This is a genomic window from Streptomyces galbus, assembly GCF_005280195.1.
GTDB classification, from domain to species: Bacteria; Actinomycetota; Actinomycetes; order Streptomycetales; family Streptomycetaceae; genus Streptomyces; species Streptomyces galbus.
The window spans coordinates 66,468-89,274 of record NZ_SZPR01000013.1 but is presented as its reverse complement, the minus strand read 5'-3'; the positions used below and the strand labels follow the sequence as shown (position 1 = coordinate 89,274).

General features: G+C 72.8%; 23 protein-coding genes and 1 pseudogene. 15 read left to right on the top strand and 9 right to left on the bottom strand.

Translation table 11 applies throughout. The annotated features are described in order from the left end of the window. The first annotated feature begins 173 nt into the window (after positions 1-173). The 3 genes from E4U92_RS16770 (at position 174) to E4U92_RS16760 (ending at position 3,464) form a co-directional block, all read left to right on the top strand. Entirely contained in the window at positions 174-1,496 is a 1,323-nt protein-coding gene (locus E4U92_RS16770; RefSeq protein ID WP_137301228.1) for an ABC transporter substrate-binding protein, read from the top strand. A gap of 106 nt (positions 1,497-1,602) precedes the next feature. After that, entirely contained in the window at positions 1,603-2,586 is a 984-nt protein-coding gene (locus tag E4U92_RS16765) for a carbohydrate ABC transporter permease (protein ID WP_137301227.1), read from the top strand. Continuing rightward, complete coding sequence (locus E4U92_RS16760; protein WP_137301226.1) at positions 2,583-3,464, top strand: carbohydrate ABC transporter permease; 882 nt, start codon at positions 2,583-2,585, stop codon at positions 3,462-3,464. Before E4U92_RS16765 ends, E4U92_RS16760 begins: the two co-directional genes overlap by 4 nt. Positions 3,465-3,481: 17 nt before the next feature. Here E4U92_RS16760 and E4U92_RS16755 read toward each other — a convergent pair whose 3' ends face one another. Together E4U92_RS16755 and E4U92_RS16750 are read right to left on the bottom strand one after the other, a co-directional pair. After that, positions 3,482-3,949, bottom strand: coding sequence for a GNAT family N-acetyltransferase (locus tag E4U92_RS16755; protein ID WP_137301225.1), 468 nt, complete (start codon positions 3,947-3,949; stop codon positions 3,482-3,484). An 85-nt stretch (positions 3,950-4,034) separates the two neighbouring features. Next, positions 4,035-4,808, bottom strand: coding sequence for an IclR family transcriptional regulator (locus E4U92_RS16750; protein ID WP_137301224.1), 774 nt, complete (start codon positions 4,806-4,808; stop codon positions 4,035-4,037). A gap of 123 nt (positions 4,809-4,931) precedes the next feature. Between E4U92_RS16750 and E4U92_RS16745 the strand changes: the two genes are divergently transcribed. Together E4U92_RS16745 and E4U92_RS16740 are read left to right on the top strand one after the other, a co-directional pair. Continuing rightward, the gene (locus E4U92_RS16745; RefSeq protein WP_137301223.1) at positions 4,932-6,476 is read left to right on the top strand and encodes an aldehyde dehydrogenase (NADP(+)); all 1,545 of its coding nucleotides are present in this window, start codon (positions 4,932-4,934) and stop codon (positions 6,474-6,476) included. A gap of 50 nt (positions 6,477-6,526) precedes the next feature. Next, positions 6,527-7,135: a DUF1349 domain-containing protein gene (locus E4U92_RS16740; RefSeq protein WP_137301222.1), complete on the top strand. Its 609-nt coding sequence runs from the start codon at positions 6,527-6,529 to the stop codon at positions 7,133-7,135. Here the strand turns inward: E4U92_RS16740 and E4U92_RS16735 are convergent. After that, a complete protein-coding gene (locus tag E4U92_RS16735; RefSeq protein ID WP_137301221.1) occupies positions 7,095-8,483 on the bottom strand; it encodes an MFS transporter in 1,389 nt (462 codons plus the stop codon). The two genes, E4U92_RS16740 and E4U92_RS16735, sit on opposite strands and share 41 nt — an antisense overlap. 70 nt (positions 8,484-8,553) lie before the next feature. Here E4U92_RS16735 and E4U92_RS16730 point away from each other — a divergent pair, with 70 nt between their 5' ends. From E4U92_RS16730 to E4U92_RS16715, 4 genes are all read left to right on the top strand, one after another. Continuing rightward, the gene (locus E4U92_RS16730) at positions 8,554-9,537 is read left to right on the top strand and encodes a GlxA family transcriptional regulator (protein ID WP_137301220.1); all 984 of its coding nucleotides are present in this window, start codon (positions 8,554-8,556) and stop codon (positions 9,535-9,537) included. Continuing rightward, complete coding sequence (locus E4U92_RS16725; RefSeq protein WP_174863908.1) at positions 9,534-10,040, top strand: GNAT family N-acetyltransferase; 507 nt, start codon at positions 9,534-9,536, stop codon at positions 10,038-10,040. The genes E4U92_RS16730 and E4U92_RS16725 overlap by 4 nt, the downstream gene beginning before the upstream one ends. Positions 10,041-10,119: 79 nt before the next feature. After that, positions 10,120-10,836: a DsbA family oxidoreductase gene (locus E4U92_RS16720; RefSeq protein WP_137301219.1), complete on the top strand. Its 717-nt coding sequence runs from the start codon at positions 10,120-10,122 to the stop codon at positions 10,834-10,836. Between the two features lie 121 nt (positions 10,837-10,957). After that, positions 10,958-12,019, top strand: coding sequence for an aminotransferase class V-fold PLP-dependent enzyme (locus E4U92_RS16715; protein WP_137301218.1), 1,062 nt, complete (start codon positions 10,958-10,960; stop codon positions 12,017-12,019). Positions 12,020-12,091: 72 nt separating this feature from the next. On the opposite strand, the pseudogene E4U92_RS16710 reads toward E4U92_RS16715, so the two are convergent. The 6 genes and pseudogenes from E4U92_RS16710 to E4U92_RS16685 all read right to left on the bottom strand — a co-directional run bounded on the left by E4U92_RS16710 (position 12,092) and on the right by E4U92_RS16685 (position 16,920). Then, positions 12,092-12,505: pseudogene (locus E4U92_RS16710) on the bottom strand (hypothetical protein). Between the two features lie 7 nt (positions 12,506-12,512). After that, positions 12,513-12,917 (bottom strand): ectoine synthase, encoded by a 405-nt coding sequence (locus E4U92_RS16705; RefSeq protein ID WP_137301217.1) that lies wholly within the window; start codon positions 12,915-12,917, stop codon positions 12,513-12,515. A gap of 29 nt (positions 12,918-12,946) precedes the next feature. Further along, the gene (gene ectB / locus E4U92_RS16700; protein WP_137301216.1) at positions 12,947-14,218 is read right to left on the bottom strand and encodes a diaminobutyrate--2-oxoglutarate transaminase; all 1,272 of its coding nucleotides are present in this window, start codon (positions 14,216-14,218) and stop codon (positions 12,947-12,949) included. A gap of 73 nt (positions 14,219-14,291) precedes the next feature. Continuing rightward, on the bottom strand, positions 14,292-14,819 hold the full coding sequence (gene ectA, locus E4U92_RS16695) for a diaminobutyrate acetyltransferase (protein WP_137301215.1): 528 nt from the start codon (positions 14,817-14,819) through the stop codon (positions 14,292-14,294). Positions 14,820-15,126: 307 nt separating this feature from the next. Continuing rightward, positions 15,127-15,678 (bottom strand): DinB family protein, encoded by a 552-nt coding sequence (locus E4U92_RS16690; RefSeq protein ID WP_137301214.1) that lies wholly within the window; start codon positions 15,676-15,678, stop codon positions 15,127-15,129. 138 nt (positions 15,679-15,816) lie between these two features. Beyond that, positions 15,817-16,920: a pyridoxal-phosphate-dependent aminotransferase family protein gene (locus tag E4U92_RS16685; RefSeq protein ID WP_137301213.1), complete on the bottom strand. Its 1,104-nt coding sequence runs from the start codon at positions 16,918-16,920 to the stop codon at positions 15,817-15,819. Between the two features lie 195 nt (positions 16,921-17,115). Between E4U92_RS16685 and E4U92_RS16680 the strand changes: the two genes are divergently transcribed. The 6 genes from E4U92_RS16680 (at position 17,116) to E4U92_RS16655 (ending at position 22,757) form a co-directional block, all read left to right on the top strand. After that, positions 17,116-17,967 (top strand): ABC transporter substrate-binding protein, encoded by an 852-nt coding sequence (locus E4U92_RS16680; protein ID WP_137301212.1) that lies wholly within the window; start codon positions 17,116-17,118, stop codon positions 17,965-17,967. After that, positions 17,964-18,797, top strand: a complete 834-nt coding sequence (locus E4U92_RS16675) for an amino acid ABC transporter permease (RefSeq protein ID WP_137301211.1) — start codon at positions 17,964-17,966, stop codon at positions 18,795-18,797. The genes E4U92_RS16680 and E4U92_RS16675 overlap by 4 nt, the downstream gene beginning before the upstream one ends. Then, complete coding sequence (locus tag E4U92_RS16670) at positions 18,794-19,585, top strand: amino acid ABC transporter ATP-binding protein (RefSeq protein ID WP_137301210.1); 792 nt, start codon at positions 18,794-18,796, stop codon at positions 19,583-19,585. The genes E4U92_RS16675 and E4U92_RS16670 overlap by 4 nt, the downstream gene beginning before the upstream one ends. Positions 19,586-19,695: 110 nt before the next feature. Next, positions 19,696-20,487: a PIG-L deacetylase family protein gene (locus E4U92_RS16665; RefSeq protein WP_137301209.1), complete on the top strand. Its 792-nt coding sequence runs from the start codon at positions 19,696-19,698 to the stop codon at positions 20,485-20,487. A 33-nt stretch (positions 20,488-20,520) separates the two neighbouring features. Then, the gene (locus E4U92_RS16660; protein WP_137301208.1) at positions 20,521-21,612 is read left to right on the top strand and encodes an amidohydrolase family protein; all 1,092 of its coding nucleotides are present in this window, start codon (positions 20,521-20,523) and stop codon (positions 21,610-21,612) included. A 257-nt stretch (positions 21,613-21,869) separates the two neighbouring features. Continuing rightward, entirely contained in the window at positions 21,870-22,757 is an 888-nt protein-coding gene (locus tag E4U92_RS16655; RefSeq protein WP_137301207.1) for an SCO1860 family LAETG-anchored protein, read from the top strand. Positions 22,758-22,807: the final 50 nt, after the last annotated feature.

The window sequence follows — 22,807 nt, the reverse complement described above, 5'->3', positions numbered from 1 at the left end:
CACCCTCGGACGCCACGATGCAGGTGAAAGGGCTTGATCTGCTGCCCGACGGCAGAGCCAGGTAACGATTAGGTATCGCGCCCAACTCACTAGCTTTACCGGTTCATGAGCGGCTGACATAGTGCCGATCAGCCAGGCGGCCCGAGCCGTAATCCACAGAGGGAGTTGGGCACATGGGTAGGAAGATCCTCGGCACCGCACTGCTGACGGCCACCGCACTGCTGGCCGTCGCGGGGTGCGGCGGGGGCGGGACGGGCAGCTCGGACGAGACCGCCGCGCCACCGCTGAACGCGAACAGCGTCAGCGGAACCATCAAGGTGCTGACCAACCGCACCGACCTCGTGCAGGACGGCACGATGAAGAAGTACGCGGCTGCCTTCGGCAAGGAGTACCCCAGGGTCAAGGTGGAGTTCGAGGGCATCACCGACTACGAGGGGGAGGTGAAGATCCGTATGAACACCGACAAGTACGGGGACGTCCTGCTGATCCCCGCGGCGGTCGCCAAGGGTGACTACCCGAAGTTCTTCGCGCCCCTCGGCTCCACCGGGACGATGGAGCAGAAGTACCGCTTCACCGACAAGACCGACGTCGACGGCCGGACGTACGGCATCGCCAACTTCGGCACCGCCAACGGCGTGGTCTACAACAAGGCCTTGTGGAAGCGGGCCGGCATCACCGAGTGGCCGACGAGCCCACAGGAGTTCCTCGCCGACCTGAAAACGGTGAAGGACAGGACCGGGGCCACCTACTACACCAACTTCAAGGACGGCTGGCCGCTCGTCAGCCCCTTCACCAACAGCATCGGCTCGGTCAGCTGCGACGCCAAGGCGTCCGACAACCTGGCCGTCACGGACAAGCCCTGGGACACCGGCACGGACCTCAACGTGATCGACACCCTCCTGTACGACATCGTCCACGACAGGCTCGCCGAGAAGGACCCCAGCACCACCAACTGGGAGAACTCCAAGACCCTCCTGGCCAAGGGCAGGATCAGCAGCATGGTCCTGGGGTCCTGGGCGATCACGCAGATGCAGGACGCCGCGCAGAAGGCCGGGGCCGGCGCCGACTCGATCGGCTTCATGCCCTTCCCCGTGCAGAAGAGCGGCACGTACTGCTCCACCCTGCTGTCCGACTACCAGCAGGCCGTGAACATCCACTCCGCGCACAAGGCCGCCGCCCGGGCCTGGATCGACTGGTTCACCGAGAAGTCCGGCTTCTCCGAGGCGCAGGGCGCGGTCTCGGCCCTGCGCTCCGCCCCCCTGCCCGCGACGCTCGAGGAATTCGTTGATAACGATGTCACCCTGGTGGAGCGTTCCGAGGCGGACACCGCAGAGGTGAACGCCATCGACAACGCCTCGGAGATCGGGCTGAACAAGCAGGACTACCGGCAGAAGCTGATCGACATCGCCCGGGGCGCGCAGAGCGGCACCCTCGAGGGCTACTTCGCCGACCTGAACAAGCGGTGGGCCGACGCCAAGCAGACCGCCGGCTCCTGAACCGGCCGCGCCCCGGGCTCCCGCCCCCACGCCCGGCGGCCGGGCGGACGGCGAGCCCGGTGCGCCGGCCGACGCGCGCTGTCCGCGGACGACGAAAGGTCCCGCCATGACCCACTCCACCCGCACCGCACCACCGCCCGACCCGCTGACCGGACCGCACACCGCCGGCCGCCGCCCCGGGCACCGCCCGGTCGACCGGCGCTCCCGCCCCCGCTCCTGGCGGGACCACCCGCTGCGCCGCGTCACGCCGTGGCTGTTCCTGCTGGTACCGCTCGCCCTGCTCGTCACGTTCACGTACGTGCCGGTGGGCAACATGATCTACTACAGCTTCACCGACTGGGACGGCGTGAGCCCCGACCGCTCCTTCGTGGGCGGCGACAACTACGAGGAACTGTTCACCCGGCCCGACCTCTTCCGCGTCTTCGCGGTCAGCCTGTACTACCTGGCGGCGTCCGTCGTGCAGATCGCCGCCGCGTTGTACTTCGCCACGGTCCTCAGCTTCGACCTGCGGCTGCGCAACCTGTTCAAGGGCATCCTGTTCTTCCCCTACCTGATCAACGGGGTCGCGATCGGCTTCGTCTTCCTGTACTTCTTCCAGGACGGCGGCACCCTGGACTCCGTCCTGTCGCTCCTCGGCATCGACAGCGACCACGCCTGGCTCGGTGATCCGCGGTCCGCCAACACCGCCCTGGCCGGGGTCTCGGTGTGGCGCTTCACCGGGCTGAACTTCGTGCTGTTCCTCGGCGCGATCCAGTCCATCCCCGGTGAGCTGTACGAAGCCGCGCAGATCGACGGCGCCACCCGCCGGCAGCAGTTCCGCCACCTGATCGCCCCCGGCATCCGGCCCGTGCTCAGCCTCAGCGTCATCCTCGCGATCTCCGGCTCCCTGTCGGTGTTCGAGATCCCGTTCATCATGACCGGCGGCGCGACCGGCACCCAGACCTTCGTCATCCAGACGGTCAAGCTCGCCTTCCAGTTCAACAAGACCGGCCTGGCCTCGGCCTGCGCCGTCGTGCTGCTGCTCATCATCCTGGCCGTCACCTGGATCCAGCGGCGCCTGGTGCCCGACGAGAAGGTGGACCTCGTATGACCGCCCCCGCCCGCACGCCCGCCCCCCTCGACGGCCGGCCGGCCCGGCGCAGGCCCCCGCGCGTCAGCACCGTCCTGACCTACGCGTCGCTGGTGGCCGCCTCACTCGTGGTGCTCGTGCCGCTCCTGGTCGTCCTCCTCACCTCGCTGAAGACGTCCGGCGAGGTCGCCGACGGCACCGACGTGCTCGCCCTGCCCCACGACTGGCTGAACTTCTCCAACTACGGCACCGCGTTCACCGACGGCCACATGCTCATGGCGTTCGGGAACACGGCGTTCATCCTGCTGTTCTCGGTCACCGGCACCGTGGTGATCGGCTCCATGACCGCCTACGCCGTCGACCGCTTCGAGTTCCGCTTCAAGAAGGCCGTCATGGCCCTGTTCCTGCTCGCCACCCTGGTGCCCGGCGTCACCACCCAGGTGGCGACCTTCCAGGTGATCAACAGCTTCGGTCTGATCGACACCCGCTGGGCCCCGATCCTGCTCTACATGGGCACGGACATCGTCTCGATCTACATCTTCCTGCAGTTCATCCGGGGCATCCCCACGTCCCTGGACGAGGCCGCGCGCCTGGACGGGGCCAACGCGTTCACGATCTACCGGAAGATCATCTTCCCGATGCTCAAGCCGGCGATCGCGACCGTGGTCATCATCAAGGGCATCACCACCTACAACGACTTCTACATCCCGTTCCTCTACATGCCCTCGGAGGACCTCGGCACCATCTCCACCGCCCTCTTCCGGTTCAAGGGCCCCTACGGCGCGCACTGGGAGACCATCTCGGCCGGAGCGATCCTGGTCATCCTGCCGACCCTGCTGGTCTTCCTCTTCCTCCAGCGCTACATCTACAACGGCTTCACCCAGGGGGCGACCAAGTAGGTCCCGGAGCGCGGACGTCAGTCCAGGACCAGCACGAACTCCTCGGTCTGCGTGCCGCGCGCCTCGGCGTACCCGGACGCCCGGGCGGTCACCCGGAACCCGCACTTCTCCAGCACCCGCAGCGACCCGGTGTTGTCCGTGGCGGCGCGGGCGTGCAGCGGGCGCTCGGTGACCTCGGCGAGCAGGGCACGCAGGGCGCTCGTGGCGATGCCGCGCCCCCAGTACGCCCGGTCGAGCCAGTAGGTGACCTCGCGCTCGCCCGGCGCGCCGTAGACCGCGACGCTGCCGACCACGTCCCCGTCGGCCAGGACCGTGCGCGTGACGGCGTCGGAGGCGCGGATGCGGACCCACCGGGCCTCGAAGGCGTCCCGGTCGGCGGGGTCCTTCGGGGTGAAGGCGGCCATCCGCAGGGCCTCGGGGTCGTTCATCTGCCGGAAGAACACCGGCAGGTCGCTGTCGTGCACCGCACGAAGGGCGATCTCCATGACCCGAGCCTACGAGAGGGCACCGACAACGGCCGGTGCGCGGCGGCGCGGCGGGCGCGGGGCCGGCCGGAACGCGCGCGTGCGCTCAGAGCCTGCGCGTCGCGAGGGTCAGCCGGTCGCGGGCGTCGAACAGGGCGTCCTTGACCGTCTGTTCGTGCGTCGGGGTCAGCCGGGCCACCGGCACCGAGCAGCTGATCGCGTCGCGGGCCGGGGTGCGGTAGGGGATCGCCACGCCGAAGCAGCGCAGCCCGAGGGTGTTCTCCTCGCGGTCGACGGCGAAGCCCTGCTCGCGGACCTGGTGCAGCTCCTCGATGAGCTTCTCGCGGTCCGTGAGGGTGTTCTCGGTGAGCGCGGGCAGCGTCTCCGGGAGCAGCTTGCGCACCTGCTCGTCGGTGTACGTGGCGAGGATCGCCTTGCCCAGCGAGGTGGAGTGGGCGGGCAGCCGGCGGCCGACCCGGGTGAAGGGGCGCAGGTAGTGCTGGGACTGCCGGGTGGCGAGGTAGACCACGTTGGTGCCGTCCAGCCGGGCCAGGTGGATGGTCTCGGTGGTGTCGTCGGAGAGCCGGTCCAGGGTCGGGCGGGCCGCCGCGACCACCTCGTCGCCGTCGATGTAGGAGGTGCCGACCAGCAGCGCCCGCACGCCGATGCCGTACCGGGTGCCGGTCGCGTCGGTCTCCACCCAGCCCAGCTCGACCAGGGTGCGCAGCAGCATGTACAGGCTGGACTTGGGATAGCCGACGGCCTCCTGGACCGACGCCAGGGAGTGCATGCCGGGCCGCCCGGCGAAGTACTCGAGCAGTTCGACCGTCCGCACCGCGGACTTGACCTGGGACCCGCCCCCCGTCTCGCCTGCCGACATCGCCCTTGACCCCTTCGTTCGACGAGAAATAGTCTCCACAGCATTCAGCATCAGAGACAGCGTTCAGTATATCGAACAGTCCTGGTGGCTGACGTACACACTGCGGCATTGCCTGCGGCATCGATGTGGAAGGGACCCGCTGTGGCAGCACCAGTCTGGAGTGTCGACCCCCGTACCGGGAAGCAGCGCGAGCAGGTTGCGGTGGAGGCCACGGCCCAGGAGGTGGACGCCGCCGTCCGGGCCGCGCACGAGGTGCGGGGCTCCCTCGCCGACCGCGCCGTGCGCGCCGCCTTCCTGCGCGGCGCCGCCGACGCGCTGGAGGCGGCCCGGGACGGCCTCGTGGAGACCGCCGACGCGGAGACCGCGCTCGGCCCGGTCCGGCTGACCGGCGAACTCGCCCGCACCTGCTACCAGCTGCGCGCCTTCGCGGACATCGTGGACGAGGGCGCCTTCCTCGACGTCGTCATCGACCACCCCGACGACACCGCCACCCCGCCCGTCCCGGACCTGCGGCGCTACAAGGTGCCGCTCGGCGTCGTCGCCGTGTACTCCGCCTCCAACTTCCCGTTCGCGTTCTCCGTCGCCGGCGGCGACACCGCCAGCGCCCTCGCGGCCGGCTGCCCCGTCGTCGTCAAGGCGCACCCCGACCACCCGGGCCTGTCCGAGCTGGTCGCCAAGGTGCTGCGCCGGGCCGCCCGCGAACAGGGCCTGCCCGACGCCGTGGTGGGCCTGGTGCACGGCTTCGAGGCCGGCCTGGAGCTGATCCGCCACCCGCTGGTCGCGGCGGCCGGCTTCACCGGCTCGGTCAAGGGCGGCCGCGCCCTGTTCGACGCGGCGGCCGCGCGGCCGGTGCCCATCCCCTTCCACGGCGAACTGGGCTCCCTCAACCCGGTCGTGGTCACCGAGGCGGCCGCCGCCGAGCGTGCCGAGGCCATCGGCGCCGGGCTCGCCGGCTCGATGACGCTGGGCGTCGGGCAGTTCTGCGTGAAGCCGGGCCTGGTGCTGGTGCCGTCGGGCGCGGCCGGCGACGGACTGGTGAAGTCCCTCACCGACGCGGTCAGCGACACCGACGCCGGGGTCCTGCTCGACCACCGCATGCGCGACAACTTCCTCACCGGGATCGCCGAGCGGACGCACCTGCCCGACGTCGAGTCGCCGGTGACGCCCGGCGCGGGCGGCGAGCACACGGTCAGCGCGGGCTTCCTGACGGTGCCGGCCGAGAAGCTGGCCGACGGGGGCGAGCACGACGTCCTGCTGGAGGAGTGCTTCGGCCCGGTGACCGTCGTCGCGCGCTACGACGACGAGGCCCAGGCGCGCGCCGTGCTGTCCCGGCTGCCCGGCAACCTCACCGCGACCGTCCACCTGTCCACCGAGGAGGCCGAGGGGCAGGGCCGCGGGGCGGAGCTCCTCGCGGAGCTGACCCCGCTGGCCGGGCGCGTGCTGGTGAACGGCTGGCCGACCGGGGTCGCGGTCGCGCCCGCCCAGCACCACGGCGGGCCCTACCCCGCCACCACGTCCACGTCCACGTCGGTGGGCGGCACGGCGATCGAGCGCTGGCTGCGGCCGGTCGTCTACCAGAACGCGCCGCAGGCCCTGCTGCCGCCCGAGCTGCGCGACGACAACCCGCTCGGCCTGCCGAGGCGCTTCGACGGCCGCCTCGAACGCTGAGCCACCCCCCGGCACCGCGCCCGGTCCCGCGGACTGGAAAACTCGACCCCATGGACGTCGAACTCCCCGAACTGCCCTTCCCGTTGCGCACCTACGGCCCCGACGGGCACTGGTCCTACGAGGACGGTGTGCTCACCGGCTGGGCCGGGGCCCGGCAGGACCGGTTCGTGACGCCCACCGGGGAGGCGCTGGAGCCCGCCTCCGACGCCCCCCGGCTGCTGGGGGCGCCGGAGGGCGACTTCCAGCTCCTCGCGCGGGTCACCGTGGGGTTCAGCTCCTCCTTCGACGCGGGCGTGCTGTACGTCCACGTCGGCGAGCGGGCCTGGGCCAAGCTGTGCCTGGAGTACTCCCCGGACGTGCCCACCGTCTGCACAGTGGTCACCCGGGGCCACTCCGACGACGCCAACGCCTTCACCGTGGACGGCAGTTCGGTGTGGCTGCGGGTCAGCAGGACCGGGCGGGCCTTCGCCTTCCACGCCTCCCGGGACGGCCGGCGCTGGGTGTTCGTCCGGCTGTTCACCCTCGGCGACGAGAAGGAGACCGGGGCGGCCCTGGTCGGCTTCATGACGCAGGCGCCCCTCGGGGAGGGCTGCGTGGTGACGTACGACCACCTGGAGTTCAGGGACGCGTGGCCGGACGACCTGCGAGACGGAAGCTGAACGCGCCCGTCACCGCCAGCAGTACGGCCGCGAGCGCGAGGCTCAGCCGCATCCCCGCGGCGAACCCGTCCGCGACCAGCGTGCCGAACACCGCGATGCCCAGACCGCCCGCCACCTGGCGCGCCGCGTTGAGCACCCCGGCCGCCAGCCCCGCCCGCTCGGCCGGGACGGCGTCCATCATCGCGGCCGTCAGCGGCGGCACGGTCAGCGCGCAGCCCAGTGCCAGCGGCACCAGCAGCACGGCCACCAGCGGCGCCGGCGTGTCCGCGCCGACGCACAGCAGCAGGAGAAGGCCGGCGACCGCCACCCACTGGCCCACCACCATCGGCAGCCGTGGCCCGAACCGCCCCGCGAGCTTGCCCGCGACCACGTTCGTCACCGCGATCAGGCCTGTCATCGGCAGGAACGCCAGCCCCGCCGCGAGCGGCCCGAGCCCGCGCACCTGCTGGAAGTACAGCGAGAAGACGAACACCACGCTGTAGAAGGCGACGCTCACCGCCGCCCCCGTCGCGACCGCCACGGCCACCGTCCGGTCCCGGAACAGACCCGGCGGCACCACCGGGTGCGGGCCCCGGGCCTCCACGCGGAAGAACGCCGCACCCGACACGACGGCCACCCCGAGTGCCACCGCGCCCGTCGCCCCGCGCTCGATCACCGCGAAGGTCAGCGCGGTCAGCGTCACCACCGCCGTCACCTGACCCGGCAGGTCCAGCGGCGCCGGACGGCGCTCGGAGCGCGGGGCGCGCAGGAGCAGCAGCAGGATCGCCGCGCCCACCGGCAGGTTGACGAAGAAGATCGCCCGCCAGTCCCAGGCCGAGGTCAGCACCCCGCCGGCCACCGGCCCCAGCGCCACCGCCGCCGAACCGCCCGCCGCCCAGGCGGCCACCGCCCGGGCCCGCCGCGCCGGATCGGGGTACGCCTGCCGCACCAGCGCCAGCGAGGCCGGCAGCACCACGGCCGCCGCCACGCCCTGCACCACCCGCGCGCCGATCAGCGCCGGCAGGCCGGGCGCCAGCCCGCAGGCCGCCGAGGCGAGCGTGAACACCGCCGTCCCCAGGGCGTACGCCCGGCTCGCGCCCGCCCGGTCGGAGAAGGCACCGGTGGACAGCATCAGCGCCGCGAAGGCGAGCGTGTAGGCGTCGACCACCCACTGCAGCCCGGACATCCCGCCCCCGAGGGAGGAACCGATCGCGGGCAGCGCCACGTTCACCACGGACGCGTCCAGGCAGACCAGGGTGAAGCCGAGCAGCCCGGCGGTGAGGGAGAGGACCGGCGAGGAAGGCCCCGGTGGCGGCAACTCGGCTCGGTCAGCGGTGCGTTCGTCGTCGAGGGCGGGGTTCGTCGTCATGCGTCCATGCTCCGCAGGACGGGCGCCGTACAGTAGTGGCCCGAATGCCATGCACCCGGAGGTTCTGGCCATGTCCGCGCACCGTGTCGCCGTCGTCGCGCCCTCGCCCGTGTCGATGTTCAACCTGGCCATCCCGGAGATGCTGTTCGGCAAGGTCGTCACGGACGGGCGTCCCGGCTACGAGGTGCTCGTGTGCACCGCCGACCCGGGGCCCGTCCCCACCACCGGCGGACTCGACCTGCACGTGCCCCACGGCCTCGACGCGCTGGAGGACGCCGACACCGTGATCGTCGCGGGCACCGGGGCGCCCTTCGAGCCGGACCCCCGCATCGTGGCCGCCGTCCGCGCCGCGGCCGCCTGCGGCAAGCGGATCGCGTCCCTGTGCACGGGCGCGTTCCAGCTCGCCGAGGCCGGCCTGCTGCACGGCCGCCGGGCCACCACGTACTGGGAGCACGCCGACGAACTGCGCCGGCGCTACCCCCAGGTCGACCTCCAGGGCGACGTCCTCTACGTCCAGGACGGCCCCTACCTCACCGCCTCCGGCTACGCCGCCGGCATCGACCTGTGCCTGCACGTCATCCGCACCGACTACGGCGCCGCCGTCGCCAACCGGGTCGCCCGGCTCGCCCTCGTCGCCCCGGTGCGCCCCGGCGGGCAGACCCAGTTCACCCAGACCCCGCTGCCGCCCGAGCGCGGCACCGCCTGCGCCGACGTGCGCGGCTGGGCCATGCGCAACCTCGACAAGCCGCTCACCCTCACCGACCTCGCCCGGCACGCGGGCGTGAGCGTGCGCACCCTGACCCGCCGCTTCCACGCCGAGAGCGGGGTCAGCCCGCTGCAGTGGCTGCTGCACCAGCGCGTCGAACGCGCCAAGGAACTCCTGGAGACCACCACCCTGCCCATGGACCAGGTGGCCCGCGCCTGCGGCCTGGGCACCGCCGACTCCCTGCGCGCCCACGTACTGCGCCGCACCGGCCTCACGCCCAGCGCCTACCGCGCCCAGTTCAGCCGGCTCGGAACCGCCGGGCGGGAGGCCCCGTCCTCCGTGGCATGATCCGTGACCGGCTGCCCCACACCCTCGTGATCCGCACCGCCGTGCCCGCCGAGGCACCCGCCGTGGCCGCGCTGCACGCCCGTGCCCGGGCGACGTACTACCCCGACGGGCTCCCCGACGACGGCTTCGACTGGCCCGCCGCCTGGCGCACCGCCGTCGGACGGACCGACGGCCAGGTGCTGTGCGCCGTCGAGCACGGCAGGATCGTGGCCCTCGCCTCCTTCCGCACCGAGCCGGACGCGCCCGCCGAGACGGTGGAGCTGCTCCAGTTCCACGTCGACCCCGACCGCTGGCGCACCGGGATCGGCACGCGGCTGCACGCGGCCTGCGTCGACCGGTGGCGGGCCGACGGCCGGCGCACCGCCGTCCTCGGCGTCCACGCGGACAACCGGCGCGCCCAGGCGTTCTACGCCCGGCACGGCTGGACCCCGGACCCCGCGAACCCGCCGGCGGACGACGACCACCATCTGTCGCTGCGCTACCGCGTGCCGCCGCGGGAATGAACGGCACTGCTTGAACGTTCAGGGATTCCGGTGCGGAGAGAGCCCCCGTGCCCCTGAGACCTGGAGAAGAGCCGACAGCATGCGCGTGGAGATCTGGAGCGACATCGCCTGCCCCTGGTGCTACGTGGGCAAGGCCCGCTTCGAGAAGGCGCTGGCCGCCTTCCCGCACCGTGACCAGGTCGAGGTGGTCCACCGCTCCTTCGAGCTGGACCCCGGCCGCGCCAAGGACGACGTCCAGCCGGTGATCACCATGCTCAGCCGCAAGTACGGGCTGAGCGAGGAGCAGGCCCGGGCCGGGGAGGACAACCTCGGCGCCCAGGCGGCCGCCGAGGGCCTGCCGTACCGCACCCGGGGCCGCGACCACGGCAACACCTTCGACCTGCACCGCCTGCTGCACCTCGCCAAGGAGCACGGCCGGCAGGACGAGCTGATCCAGGTCCTGTACCGGGCGAACTTCGCCGAGGAGCGGTCCCTGTTCACCGAGGGCGACGAGCGCCTCGTCGCGCTGGCCGTCGAGGCCGGCCTGGACGCCGACGCGGTCCGCGCGGTGCTCGCCGACCCGGCCGCCTACGCCGACGCGGTCCGCGCCGACGAGCGCGAGGCCGCCGAACTCGGCGCCAACGGTGTGCCCTTCTTCGTCCTCGACCGCAGGTACGGCGTCTCCGGCGCCCAGCCCGCCGAGGTCTTCGCCCAGGCGCTCACCCAGGCCTGGGGCGGGCGCTCCCCGCTGACCCTCCTCGACCAGGGCGACACCGACGCGTGCGGTCCCGACGGCTGCGCGGTGCCGCACCACTGACCCCGGGCGCCCGGACCGTCCGGGAAAACCGCAGCTCGGCGCGGTCCCATAAGCGTCGCTTGGGGAAACCGCGCAGAAAATCGCAATGGACGTGGGACTCCGTGGACCGCAGAGTGGAGCCATGGAGACCACGCCGACGTTCGACCGCCTCGTCCGTGCCGAGTTCGCTCCCCGGAGCACCTACCTCAACACGGCGAGCAACGGCCTGTTGCCCGCCCGCACCGTCGCCGCCCTGCACGAGGCAGCCGTGCTGCGGGCCGAGGGCCGTCCGCTGACCCCGCTGCACGAGGACGTCGAGGCGTGCCGCGCCGCCTACGCCCGGCTCGCGGGCGTCCCGGCCACCCGGGTCGCGGCCGGCGCCAGCGTCGCCGCGCACACCGGGGTGATCGCCGCCTCGCTGCCCGCGGGCGCCGAAGTCCTCACCGCGGAGGACGACTTCACCTCCGTGCTCAACCCGTTCCACGTCCGCGGCGACCTCAAGGTGCGCGCGGTGCCGCTGGAGCGGATCGCCGAGTCCGTCCGGCCCGGCACCGCCCTCGTCGCGGTCAGCGCCGCCCAGTCCGCCGACGGCCGCGTCGCCGACCTCGCGGCCCTGCGCGAGGCCGCCCGGGAGCACGGGGCCCGCACCTACGTGGACTTCTCCCAGGCGGCCGGATGGCTGCCGATGGCCGCCGACGCCTTCGACTTCAGCGTCTCGGTCTCCTTCAAGTGGCTGCTCGGCCCGCACGGAACGGCCTTCCTGGTGGTCCCCGAGGACTTCGGCGGACTCACCCCGGTGCTCGCCGGCTGGGTCGCGGGCGAGGCGCCCTGGGACAGCTGCTACGGCCCCGTCCAGGAACTCGCCCGCTCCGCACGGCGGTTCGACCTCACCCCGGCCTTGTTCACCTTCGCCGGCCTGCGCCGCTCCCTGGAGCTGATCGAGGAGCTGGGCGTGGCGGCCGTCCACGCCCACGACGTGGCGCTCGCCGACCGGTTCCGGGACGGGCTCGCCGACCTCGGCCACACGCCGGTGCCCGCGCCGGGCTCCGCGATCGTCTCCGTGCCCGGACTGGGCAGCCGCCAGGGCGAGTTGAGCCGGGCCGGCATCGAGGTCTCCGACCGCGCCGGCAACCTGCGCGCGGCCTTCCACGTGTACAACACCGCCGACGACGTCGACCGGCTGCTCGCAGCCCTGACCGGCTGACCCGACCGGGCCGGGGCCTCCCGTCCCACGAGGAGGCCCCGGCCCGGGGCCGAGGGGTACGGCGCCGGGCGCCTAGCGCACCGGTGTGAAGTCCCGTGCCCCGATGTACTCCGGTCGCCGTACGGGCGCGGCGAACGGCTCCACCGCCGTGTTCTCCACGCTGTTGAACACGATGAACACGTTGCTGCGCGGGAACGGCGTGATGTTGTCCCCGGAGCCGGCCCGCCCGACGACCCGCTCGTCCCGCACCAGTTGCGCGAAGACCCGGGCTGAGCCGGTGCACCTCGAAGACGGAGCGGATCTCCCCGGTCCCGGGCTCCACGACCGCCCGCTCGTCGGCCCGGACCGCGGGGTCGCCGACCAGCCGTTCCAGCTCGCGCCGGCACAAGCGGGCGTGTCCGGGGCGCGTTAGACGACCGGGTCCTGGCGGGGCACGGCCACTTCGGCGGTGCCGCGGGTGGGGTGGAGATCGGTGAGGGTGGTCATGGGGGTCTCACACCTCCTCGGGCTCGGTGAGCAGGGGGTAGACGCCGTTGTCGTCGTGGTCCTCCCGGCCGGTGACCGGCGGGTCGAACACGCAGATGCAGCGGAAGTCCTCCTTGACGCGCAGCGTGTGCCGCTCGTGGCCGTCCAGCAGGTACATGGTCCCGGGAGTGATCGTGTACGTCTTCCCGGTCTCGCGGTCGGTGAGCTCGGCCTCGCCCTCCACGCACACGACGGCCTCGACGTGGTGCGCGTACCACATGGACGTCTCGGTCCCCGCGTAGAGGACCGTCTCGTGCAGCGAGAAGCCGACCCGCTCCCGGGCGAGCACGATGCGCTTGCTCTCCCAGGTGCCGGACGCCGCCCGTACGTGCCGGTCGGTGCCTTCGATGTCCTTGAACGAACGGACGATCACGTGGTGCGATCCCTTCTGTGGGGGGCGGGTCAGACGGTCTCCCGGACGGCGCGGGCCAGGACGCGCAGGCCCTCGTCCAGCTCGTCCGGGTCGATGGTGAGCGCGGGCAGCAGCTTGACGACCTCGCTCTGCGGGCCCGACGTCTCGATGAGCAGGCCGAGGTCGAAGGCGCGGCGGGCCACCCGCTCGGCACGGCCCTGGTCGTGGAACTCCAGGCCCCACACCAGGCCGCGCCCGCGGTACTCCTTCACGTCGGCCAGGTTCTCCTCGCAGATCTCGATGAGCCCCTGCTCGACCTGCTCGCCGCGCGCACGGGTCTGCTTCTCCATCGCGGAGCCGTCGGTCCAGTACGTCTCCAGCGCGGCCGTGGCGGTGACGAACGCCGGGTTGTTGCCGCGGAAGGTGCCGTTGTGCTCGCCCGGCTCCCACACGTCCAGCTCGGGCCGGAACAGGCAGAGCGACATGGGCAGCCCGTAGCCGCTGATCGACTTGGAGACGGTGACGACGTCGGGGGTGATGCCCGCCTCCTCGAAGGAGAAGAAGGCACCGGTACGGCCGCAGCCCATCTGGATGTCGTCGACGATGAGCAGCATGTCCTGCCGCTCGCACAGCTCCTTGAGCGCCCGCAGCCACTCGGGCCGGGCCACGTTGATGCCGCCCTCGCCCTGCACGGTCTCCACGATCACGGCGGCCGGCTTGTTCAGCCCGGAGCCCTGGTCCTCCAGCAGCCGTTCGAACCACAGGAAGTCCGGGACCCGGCCGTCGAAGTAGTTGTCGAACGGCATCGGCGTGCCGTGCACCAGCGGGACACCGGCCCCGGCCCGCTTGAAGGCGTTGCCGGTGACGGCGAGCGACCCCAGCGACATCCCGTGGAAGGCGTTGGTGAACGACACGATCGCCTCGCGCCCCTTCACCTTCCGGGCCAGCTTCAGCGCGGACTCCACGGCGTTGGTGCCGGTCGGGCCCGGGAACATGACCTTGTGGGGCAGGTCACGCGGCCGCAGCACCAGGTCCTGGAAGGTCTGCAGGAACGTCCGCTTGGCGACGGTCGACATGTCGAGCCCGTGGGTGACGCCGTCCCGGCTGAGGTAGTCGATCAACGCCCGTTTGAGGACCGGGTTGTTGTGGCCGTAGTTCAGCGAACCGGCGCCGGCGAAGAAGTCCAGGTACGCGTGGCCGTCCTCGTCGTACATCCGGCTGCCCCGCGCGCGGTCGAAGACGGCGGGCCAGCCGCGGCAGTAGCTGCGCACCTCGGACTCCAGGGTCTCGAAGACGCTCAGGTCCGGCTGGGTGATGGTCACGGCGAAGAAACTCCTCGGTCGGGATGGGCTGGTGCTCGTACTGGGGGAGGCCGGGCCGGTAGGCGGTCCCGGCTCAGTGCTCGGGCGGCGTCAACGGGCCGATGCGGTACAGGACTTCCGGGTCGTGCGGGCCGTCCGGGAACAGCGGCGTGCCGAACAGGACCTCGCGCGTGACCTGCGCGCCGTGGCGGGCCGCGAAGGACGCGAACAGCCGCTCGGAGGCGGTGTTGCCGGGGGTGATGGTGGTCTCGACCGTGTCCACCCCCTGCTCGGCGGCGAGCCGGCGCACCAGGCCGTCGAGCATCGCCGCCGCGAGCCCGCGACCGCGCTGCGCGGTGTCGACCGCCACCTGCCAGACCAGCAGGGTGCGCGGGGCGTCCGGCCGGACGTAGCCCGTGACGAAGCCGACGGGCGTCCCGTCCTCGTCGCGTGCCACGGCGGAGGTGCCGGCGAAGTCACGGCACCACAGCAGGTAGCTGTAGGACGAGTTGAGGTCGAGGGCCCGGGAATCCTTTGCGATTCGCCAGAGCGCGGCCCCGTCCGCGATCGAGGGCCGGTCCGCGAGACGGTCGGTGAGCAGGTCTGCATGTGCGGCGGTCATGCGGAACGAATTTACCGAGCGCCATGCAGAAATGCATGGCCGGAAGACGTTGGGTCAGGCGGGTCGATGTGTTATCGCGCGGGTGGGTGCGAGTGCGCGGACCGCCCGCGGATTGCCCGATTATGTCCGTGTATTTCTCTGCAAAACGGACGGACTGTGGAACCCGTCACAAGAACGGGACCACCACGGAATGTGCCCGGAATCCTCCGGACGGCGTTCGCGGAATCTTCGCGTTTGGCCCTCGGGGAACCGGGCAGGAGAGGGCGGGGGAACTACCTCGTGGAATTCCCCGATGAATACCGTTGATTCAGGCTCCGGTCACTCCGTCGATGCGTTCGCGAAGAATATCGGCGTGCCCGTTGTGCCGTGCGTACTCCTCGACCAGGTGGAGGAGCACCCAGCGCAGACTGACCTCCAGGCCGGCCATCGGCGGGTCCACGAGCCGTCCCGTGTCCTCGAGGGACCGCCCGGCGATCAGCTCTCGTCCGCGGGCGATCTCCCCGCGCCAGGCGGTGAGCACCTCGTCGAGGCCCCGCTCGGGAGCGAGGGCGTACCCCGTGCCCTGCTCGAAGACGGGCGGCACGTCGAGGCCCGCGAAGACCCGCTGGAACCAGGTCCGCTCCACCTCCGCCAGGTGCTGCACCAGCCCCAGCAGCGTCAGCGCCGACGGCTCGGCCGACGCGCGCCGCACCTGCTCGTCGCTCAGGCCCGCGCACTTCGCCGCCAGCGTGGCGCGGTGGAAGTCGAGCCAGCCCAGGAGCTGGGACCGCTCGTCGCCGGTCAGCGGCGGGACGGGACGGCCGTCGGGCAGGGCGCCGGAGGTGTCGCGGGACGGGTCGCCGGACGTGTCAGTGGTCATGCGCGGAGCATGACACGGGGGTGTGACAACGGGGCCGGAGGCGGGGAGGGGCGCCCGGTGCGCCGGACGCCCCTCCCGTCCCCCGGGCCGCGTCCCCCTGCGCTCCTCTTCTCCCTCGCCCTTGCGCGTCCGCGCGTCCTACCGCCACTCCTCCGACGCCGCCCGCAGGGCCCCGGTGACGTCCACGCCCTGCGCGCCGGACTCCGCCAGCGCGGTGCCGAGCGCCGCCAGGCACGCGCGCACCGCGCCCGGGGTCGCGTCGGGGCCGTAGTGGTTGACCCGGATCATCTCCTGGGCCAGCGCGCCGCCGCCCGCGGCCAGCGGCAGGGCCGGGTCCGCCGCCAGGGCCCGCGCCACCAGCTCGGCGGCCACCACCCCGTCCGGCGTGCGCAGCGTCGTGGCGACCGGGGCCGCCTCGCCGGCCTCGTGGACGTAGGGCTCCAGGCCGCCGCCGAGCGCGGCCACGCCCGCCCGGGTCGCCGCCGCGGCCGAGGCGTGCCGGGCCATCACCGCGTCCAGGCCCTCCGCCTCGATCCGCTCCAGGCACGCCTCCAGGGCCAGCATCTCCAGTTGCGCGGGCGCGTGCAGCAGCGCCTTGCGGCCGCCGTCGATCCAGCGCTCCTTCCAGTCGAGGAGCGACAGGTAGGAGCGGCGCGGCGCCCTCGGGTTCGCCGCCATCCGGGCCCACGCCCGCTCGCTCACCGACACCGCGGACACGCCGGCCGGGCCGCCCATCGCCTTCTGCGCCCCGATCACACAGAGGTCCACGCCCCACGCGTCCGGCAGCACCGGCTCGGCCCCGACGGAGGCCACCGCGTCCAGGTAGAACAGCGCGCCCTGCGCGCGCACCACCTCGCCGATCTCCGCGACCGGGTTGGTGTTGCCGGTCGCCGCCTCGGCGTGCACCAGCGACACGAAGTCGATTTCCGGGTGCTCGGCGAACGCCTCCCGCACCTGCGCGGCCTTGACCGCCGTGTGGAACGGCACCGCGAGGTCGATCACCGTGGCGCCGCAGTCCCGCAGCCAGTCGCCGAACGTCTGCCCGTAGGGGCCGGTGATCACGTTCAGCGCGGTCGTGCCGGGACCGGCGCACGCGCGGATCGCGCCCTCCAGCGGCAGCAGCGCCTCGCCCTGCGTGACCACGACGTCCTGACGGGTGCCGAGCAGCTTCGCCACCCGGTCCTCGATCGAGGCGAAGCGGGCGGCGCTCAGCGGGGCGAGGTCCAGGAAGGGATGGGTCACGGCGGTGCTCTTTCGCTCGCAGGGTCGACCCGCCCGAGCCTAATCCTTGGCCGGCCGCGCCCGGTCCTCGGTCCGCGGACGTCCGGCACCGGCGACTTCTTAGGCCGGACGGCCCCCGTACCATCGGTTTGGTTTGAGACACCCAAATGGCTCCTTATAATCGGAACGCACAGTTCCCTCCCAGGGAGAATCCCCATGAACACGCTCCTCGGGCGCCGCGCCCGCATCCTGGCCGCCACCACCGCGACGGCCGGACTGGTCCTCGTGGCCGGCTGCACGTCGAGCGACGACGGCGGCAGCGGCTCCAAGACCGCCGCCGGCGGGGTCGAGCTCGTCAAGGCCGGCCGGCTCACCACCTGCACCCACCTGCCGTACCCGCCCTTCCAGTCGGAGATCGACGGCAAGGTGCAGGGCTTCGACGTCTCCCTCATCGACCTGGTCGCCCAGGACCTCGGCGTGCAGCAGAGCATCCTCGACACGCCGTTCGAGAACTTCAAGACCGGCGCGTTCCTCAACTCCGGCGAGTGCGACCTGGCCGCCGCCGGCATGACCATCACCGCGGAGCGCAAGAAGAACGTCGACTTCTCCGACCCCTACTTCGACGCCACCCAGGCCGTCCTGGTCGACAAGAAGAGCGGCGTCGACTCCCTCGCCGACGTCAAGTCCAAGGGCGTCAAGCTCGGCGCCCAGGCGCAGACCACCGGCGAGGACTACGCGAAGAAGCAGGGCTTCGACCCGGTGTCCTTCGAGTCCTCCGACGCCGTCCTCAACGGCCTGCGCACCGGCCAGGTCAAGGCCGTCATCATCGACTACCCGGTCGTGCAGGGCTGGCTGAAGGACAAGGCCAACGCCTCCGCCTTCGAGGTCGTCGACAACCTCAACACCGGTGAGCAGTACGGCTTCACGGTGAAGAAGGGCAACACCAAGCTCCTCGCCGCCATCAACAAGGCCATCGCCGACGCCAAGGCCGACGGCACGTACAAGAAGCTGTACGAGAAGTGGATCGGCCCGTACGACGCGTCCGCGGCCTCCCCGTCGGCCTCATGACCGCCGGCGACACCGAACTCCAGCCCCGCGCCAAGGGGCTGACCCGGCGTCAGAAGCGCCGCCTGTCACGCGGCGCGCAGTACGTCGTCTTCGTCGCCGCCGTGGTCGCCCTCGCGGTCACGGCGGACTGGGGACGGCTGAAGAACCAGTTCGCGCAGTGGGACATCGCCCGGCAGATGTTCCCCGACGTCATCACGCTCGCGCTGAAGAACACCGTGCTGTACACGGTGTCGGGCTTCGTCGTCGGACTGGCGCTCGGCATGGTCATCGCGCTGATGCGGCTGTCGTCGGTGGGGCCCTACCGCTGGCTCGCCGGGATCTACATCGAGATCTTCCGCGGCCTGCCCGCCCTGCTGATCTTCATCTTCATCGGCGTCGCGGTCCCGCTCGCCTTCCCCGGCACGGAGATCGTCGGCGGCACCTACGGCAAGGTCGCGCTCGCCCTCGGCCTGGTCGCCGCCGCCTACATGGCCGAGACGATCCGGGCCGGCATCCAGGCGGTGCCCAAGGGCCAGATGGAGGCGGCCCGTTCCCTGGGCTTCTCCCCGGCCCGGGCCATGGTATCGATCATCGTCCCGCAGGCGTTCCGCATCATCCTCCCGCCGCTGACCAACGAACTGGTGCTGCTGTTCAAGGACTCCTCGCTGGTCCTCTTCCTCGGTGTCACCCTGGAGGAGCGCGAACTGTCCAAGTACGGCCGCGACCTGGCCAGCACCACCGCCAACTCCACGCCGATCCTCGTGGCCGGCCTGTGCTACCTGCTGATCACCATCCCGCTCGGCTTCGTCGTGCGCCGCATGGAGGCCAAGGCACAGGAGGCCGTCAAGTGAGCCGACCCGAGATCGAGATCAGGGGCCTGCACAAGTCCTTCGGCGACAACCACGTGCTGCGCGGCATCGACCTGGAGATCGGCCAGGGCGAGGTCGTCTGCGTCATCGGCCCCTCCGGCTCCGGCAAGTCCACCCTGCTGCGCTGCGTCAACCTGCTGGAGGAGCCCAGCCAGGGGCAGGTCGTCGTCGGCGGCACCGAGGTCACCGACCCGGACGTCGACATCGACGCCGTACGCCGCCGCATCGGCATGGTCTTCCAGCAGTTCAACCTGTTCCCGCACCTCACGGTGACCGAGAACCTCACCCTGCCCCAGCGCCGGGTGCTGCGGCGGGGCAAGGCCGAGGCCGCGCGGGTCGCCGCCCAGAACCTCCAGCGGGTCGGCCTCGCCGAGAAGGCGGACGCCTACCCGTCCTCCCTGTCCGGCGGCCAGCAGCAGCGCGTCGCCATCGCCCGCGCGCTCGCCATGGGCCCGGAGGTGATGCTCTTCGACGAGCCCACCTCGGCCCTCGACCCCGAACTGGTCGGGGACGTCCTCGCGGTCATGCGCATGCTCGCCCAGGAGGGCATGACGATGATGGTCGTCACCCACGAGATGACCTTCGCCCGCGAGGTCGCCGACCGGGTCGTCTTCATGGACGGCGGGGTGGTCGTCGAGGACGGCGCCCCCGAGCAGGTCATCTCCCACCCCCGCCACGAGCGCACCCGCCACTTCCTGTCCCGCCTCCTCGACCCGGCGATGGCCGACGTCGAGGAGGGCACCTCCGACCAGGTCGGCAAGGACGCCTGACGCCCGACCCGCCGCCGCGCCACCCCGCCCCGCACGCGCCGGAGCCGCACACCGTTCCGGACATCCGCGCCTCTGTCGCCCGGGGCGGGCGAAGCGCCATCATGCAGCCCATGACGACGCACGACGACACGGGCGGCCCGGGCGCGGACCCGCCGCTGCCGCACCTGCCGGAGGACTGGGACCGCGCCCTGGCCGTGGCCGCGCACCCCGACGACATCGAGTACGGCACCGCGTCCGCCGTGGCCCGTTGGACCGCGCGCGGCAAGCAGGTCACGTACCTGCTCGCCACCCGCGGTGAGGCCGGCATCGACGGACTGCACCCCGACCGGGCCGGACCGCTGCGCGAGGCCGAGGAACGCGCCGGGGCCCGCGAAGTGGGCGTGGACACCGTGGAGTTCCTCGACCACCCCGACGGGGCCGTGGAGTACGGCCCCGCCCTGCGCCGCGACCTCGTGCGCGCCGTGCGCCGGCACCGGCCCGAGGTCGTGCTGACCGGCGCGTACACCGTGCGGATGGTCGGCGGCATCGTCAACCAGGCCGACCACCGCGCCGTCGGCCTCGCCGCCCTCGACGCCGCCCGGGACGCGGGGAACCGGTGGATCTTCCCGGAACTCGCCGACGAGGGTCTCCAGCCCTGGGGCGGCGTCCGCCTGGTCTGCTTCGCCGGCGCCGAGCGGCCCACGCACGGCGTGGACGTGACCGGCGAGCCGCTGGAGCGGGGCATCGCCTCGCTCGCCGCCCACGCCGAGTACACGAAGGGCCTCGGCCCCGGCGCCTTCGACCCCCGGCCCTTCCTCACCTGGGCCGCCCGCCGGGCCGGACCGGCCCTCGGCGTGCCGGCCGCGGTCCTCTTCGACGTCTTCCCGCTCACCCTGGACGGCCCCCCGCCCTGGGAGCAGTGACCGGGCACCGGCCCGCTGGCTAAGGTGCGGTGCATGAGCGATCGCGCGGTGCTGCACGTGAGGGGCAGGGTCCTGGCCGGGCCCGAGGACGTCCGGGACGAACTGTGGGTGGTCGGCGGGCGCGTCTCCTACGACCGCCCGGCCGGCGCCCGGGACGTCACCACCGTCGAGGGCTGGGCGCTGCCCGGACTCGTCGACGCCCACTGCCACGTCGGCCTCGGCGCCCACGGCCCGGTCGACGCCGACGTGGCCGAGAAGCAGGCCCTGACCGACCGCGAGGCCGGCACCCTGCTGATCCGCGACGCGGGCTCGCCCTCGGACACCCGCTGGGTCGACGACCGCGACGACCTCCCGAAGATCATCCGGGCCGGCCGGCACATCGCCCGCACCCGCCGCTACCTGCGCGGCTACGCCCACGAGGTGGAACCCGCCGACCTCGTCGCGTACGTCGCCCGCGAGGCCCGGCGCGGCGACGGCTGGGTCAAGCTGGTCGGCGACTGGATCGACCGCGACCTCGGCGACCTGGCCGCCTGCTGGCCGCGCGAGGCGGCACAGGCGGCCATCGCCGAGGCGCACCGGCTGGGCGCGCGCGTCACCGCGCACTGCTTCGCCGAGGACTCGCTGCGCGACCTGGTCGAGGCGGGCATCGACTGCGTCGAGCACGCGACCGGCCTCACCGAGGACCTGATCCCGCCGTTCGCCGAGCGCGGTGTCGCCATCGTCCCGACGCTCGTCAACATCGCCACGTTCCCCGACCTCGCCGCCGGCGGCGAGCAGAAGTACCCGGCCTGGTCCGCCCACATGCGCCGCCTGCACGCACGCCGCTACGACACCGTGCGCGCCGCGTACGACGCCGGCATCCCGGTGTTCGTCGGCACCGACGCCGGCGGCTCCCTCCCGCACGGCCTGGTGGCCGCCGAGGTCGAGGAACTCGTCACAGCGGGCCTGCCGCCGCTGCACGCCCTCGCGGCGGCCACCTGGTCGGCCCGCGCCTGGCTCGGCCGCCCCGCGCTCGACGAGGGCGCCCCCGCCGACCTGGTGGTCTACGACACGGACCCGCGCGAGGACGTCCGGGTGCTCGCGGCACCGCGCCGCATCGTGCTGAACGGCACGGTGGTCGGCTGACAGCCTGCGGGTCGACGGACCGTGACCGCGCGGGCCGGTGGGCGTTGTGCACTCCGTCCCGCGCGCCTGGCGTCGAGCGGCCGGCCCGCCCGTCCGGAGGTACGCGCGCGACGGAAGGGAACACCCGTGCCGCAGGATTCGAAACCGCGCGCGGAAACCCCACGATGGGGTGAAGTGTCGCCGGATCGCTGCCCGTTCACCCGGAGTGCGTAATTCTGTGCTGGTCCCGAGACTGTCTCCTCTGGGGGTCCCACACCGTGAACGGCACCACCTTCCGCATGCCTGCACACCGCCTCGCCGCCGCCGCGGCGGCCACCGCCCTCGCCGCGGCTCCCGCGCTCCTGGCCGGCGCGGCGCCCGCCCACGCCACCGGCGACCAGGGCAGGGCGAGCGCCGCCGTCCTGCGCACCGGCCTGGACGTGTCCCTGCTCGACAAGACCGTCCAGGTCCCGCTCGCGGTCTCTCTCAACGAGGTGCGGGCCCCGCGCAGCGCGGAGAAGACGTCGCTCACGGCGACGCTGGACGGCGTCGACGGGGGCCGCCCGTTCAGCGTGCTGCGCGCGGACGTCGCCCGGGCGGAGGCGACGGTGACCGCGGAGCGGGCCGAGGCGTCGACCCGGCTGGCCCGGGCCCGGCTGCACGTCCCCGGCCTGCCGCTGCTGTCGGTGGTCGAGGTGGACGCCGTGACGTCGAAGGCCGTGTGCGCGCGGGGCGCGGCCCCGGTGGCCTCCTCCACGCTCCCGGCCTCCCTGACGGTCCTCGGCAAGCGCGTCTCCGTGACGACCGGCGGCACCACCGACGTGAAGGTGCCCGGCGTCGGCGAGGTCCGCCTCGACTTCGCGCACCGCGAGACCACGTCCCGCACCGCGGCGGCGACCGCGCTGCGCCTGCGGGTCACGGTCGATCCGCTGAACCTGAACGTCGCCGAGGTGGAGGGCACCCTGACCCTGGCCGAGGCGACCTGCGAGGCCCCGCCCGCGCCCGCCTCCACCCCGAAGCCCGCGGTGAAGCCCCAGGGCGCTCCGGAGACGGCCGACCTGGCGGAGACGGGCGGCAGCTCCCTGACCCCGTGGCTGGCCGCGGGGGCGACGGCGCTGCTGGCGGCGGGAGCGGGAGCGCTGGCCCTCGCCCGGCGCAAGAACTGAACCCCGCGCACCCCGGTCGACGGGGGCCGCCGCACGGCCGGGGGAGCGGC

Bases quoted from the DNA above. Each gene is read 5' to 3' on its own strand.
- E4U92_RS16770 (WP_137301228.1), top strand. From the start codon at position 174: ATGGGTAGGAAGATCCTCGGCACCGCACTGCTGACGGCCACCGCACTG.
- E4U92_RS16765 (WP_137301227.1), top strand. From the start codon at position 1,603: ATGACCCACTCCACCCGCACCGCACCACCGCCCGACCCGCTGACCGGA.
- E4U92_RS16760 (WP_137301226.1), top strand. From the start codon at position 2,583: ATGACCGCCCCCGCCCGCACGCCCGCCCCCCTCGACGGCCGGCCGGCC.
- E4U92_RS16755 (WP_137301225.1), bottom strand. From the start codon at position 3,949: ATGGAGATCGCCCTTCGTGCGGTGCACGACAGCGACCTGCCGGTGTTC.
- E4U92_RS16750 (WP_137301224.1), bottom strand. From the start codon at position 4,808: ATGTCGGCAGGCGAGACGGGGGGCGGGTCCCAGGTCAAGTCCGCGGTG.
- E4U92_RS16745 (WP_137301223.1), top strand. From the start codon at position 4,932: ATGTGGAAGGGACCCGCTGTGGCAGCACCAGTCTGGAGTGTCGACCCC.
- E4U92_RS16740 (WP_137301222.1), top strand. From the start codon at position 6,527: ATGGACGTCGAACTCCCCGAACTGCCCTTCCCGTTGCGCACCTACGGC.
- E4U92_RS16735 (WP_137301221.1), bottom strand. From the start codon at position 8,483: ATGACGACGAACCCCGCCCTCGACGACGAACGCACCGCTGACCGAGCC.
- E4U92_RS16730 (WP_137301220.1), top strand. From the start codon at position 8,554: ATGTCCGCGCACCGTGTCGCCGTCGTCGCGCCCTCGCCCGTGTCGATG.
- E4U92_RS16725 (WP_174863908.1), top strand. From the start codon at position 9,534: ATGATCCGTGACCGGCTGCCCCACACCCTCGTGATCCGCACCGCCGTG.
- E4U92_RS16720 (WP_137301219.1), top strand. From the start codon at position 10,120: ATGCGCGTGGAGATCTGGAGCGACATCGCCTGCCCCTGGTGCTACGTG.
- E4U92_RS16715 (WP_137301218.1), top strand. From the start codon at position 10,958: ATGGAGACCACGCCGACGTTCGACCGCCTCGTCCGTGCCGAGTTCGCT.
- ectA (WP_137301215.1), bottom strand. From the start codon at position 14,819: ATGACCGCCGCACATGCAGACCTGCTCACCGACCGTCTCGCGGACCGG.
- E4U92_RS16690 (WP_137301214.1), bottom strand. From the start codon at position 15,678: ATGACCACTGACACGTCCGGCGACCCGTCCCGCGACACCTCCGGCGCC.
- E4U92_RS16680 (WP_137301212.1), top strand. From the start codon at position 17,116: ATGAACACGCTCCTCGGGCGCCGCGCCCGCATCCTGGCCGCCACCACC.
- E4U92_RS16675 (WP_137301211.1), top strand. From the start codon at position 17,964: ATGACCGCCGGCGACACCGAACTCCAGCCCCGCGCCAAGGGGCTGACC.
- E4U92_RS16665 (WP_137301209.1), top strand. From the start codon at position 19,696: ATGACGACGCACGACGACACGGGCGGCCCGGGCGCGGACCCGCCGCTG.
- E4U92_RS16660 (WP_137301208.1), top strand. From the start codon at position 20,521: ATGAGCGATCGCGCGGTGCTGCACGTGAGGGGCAGGGTCCTGGCCGGG.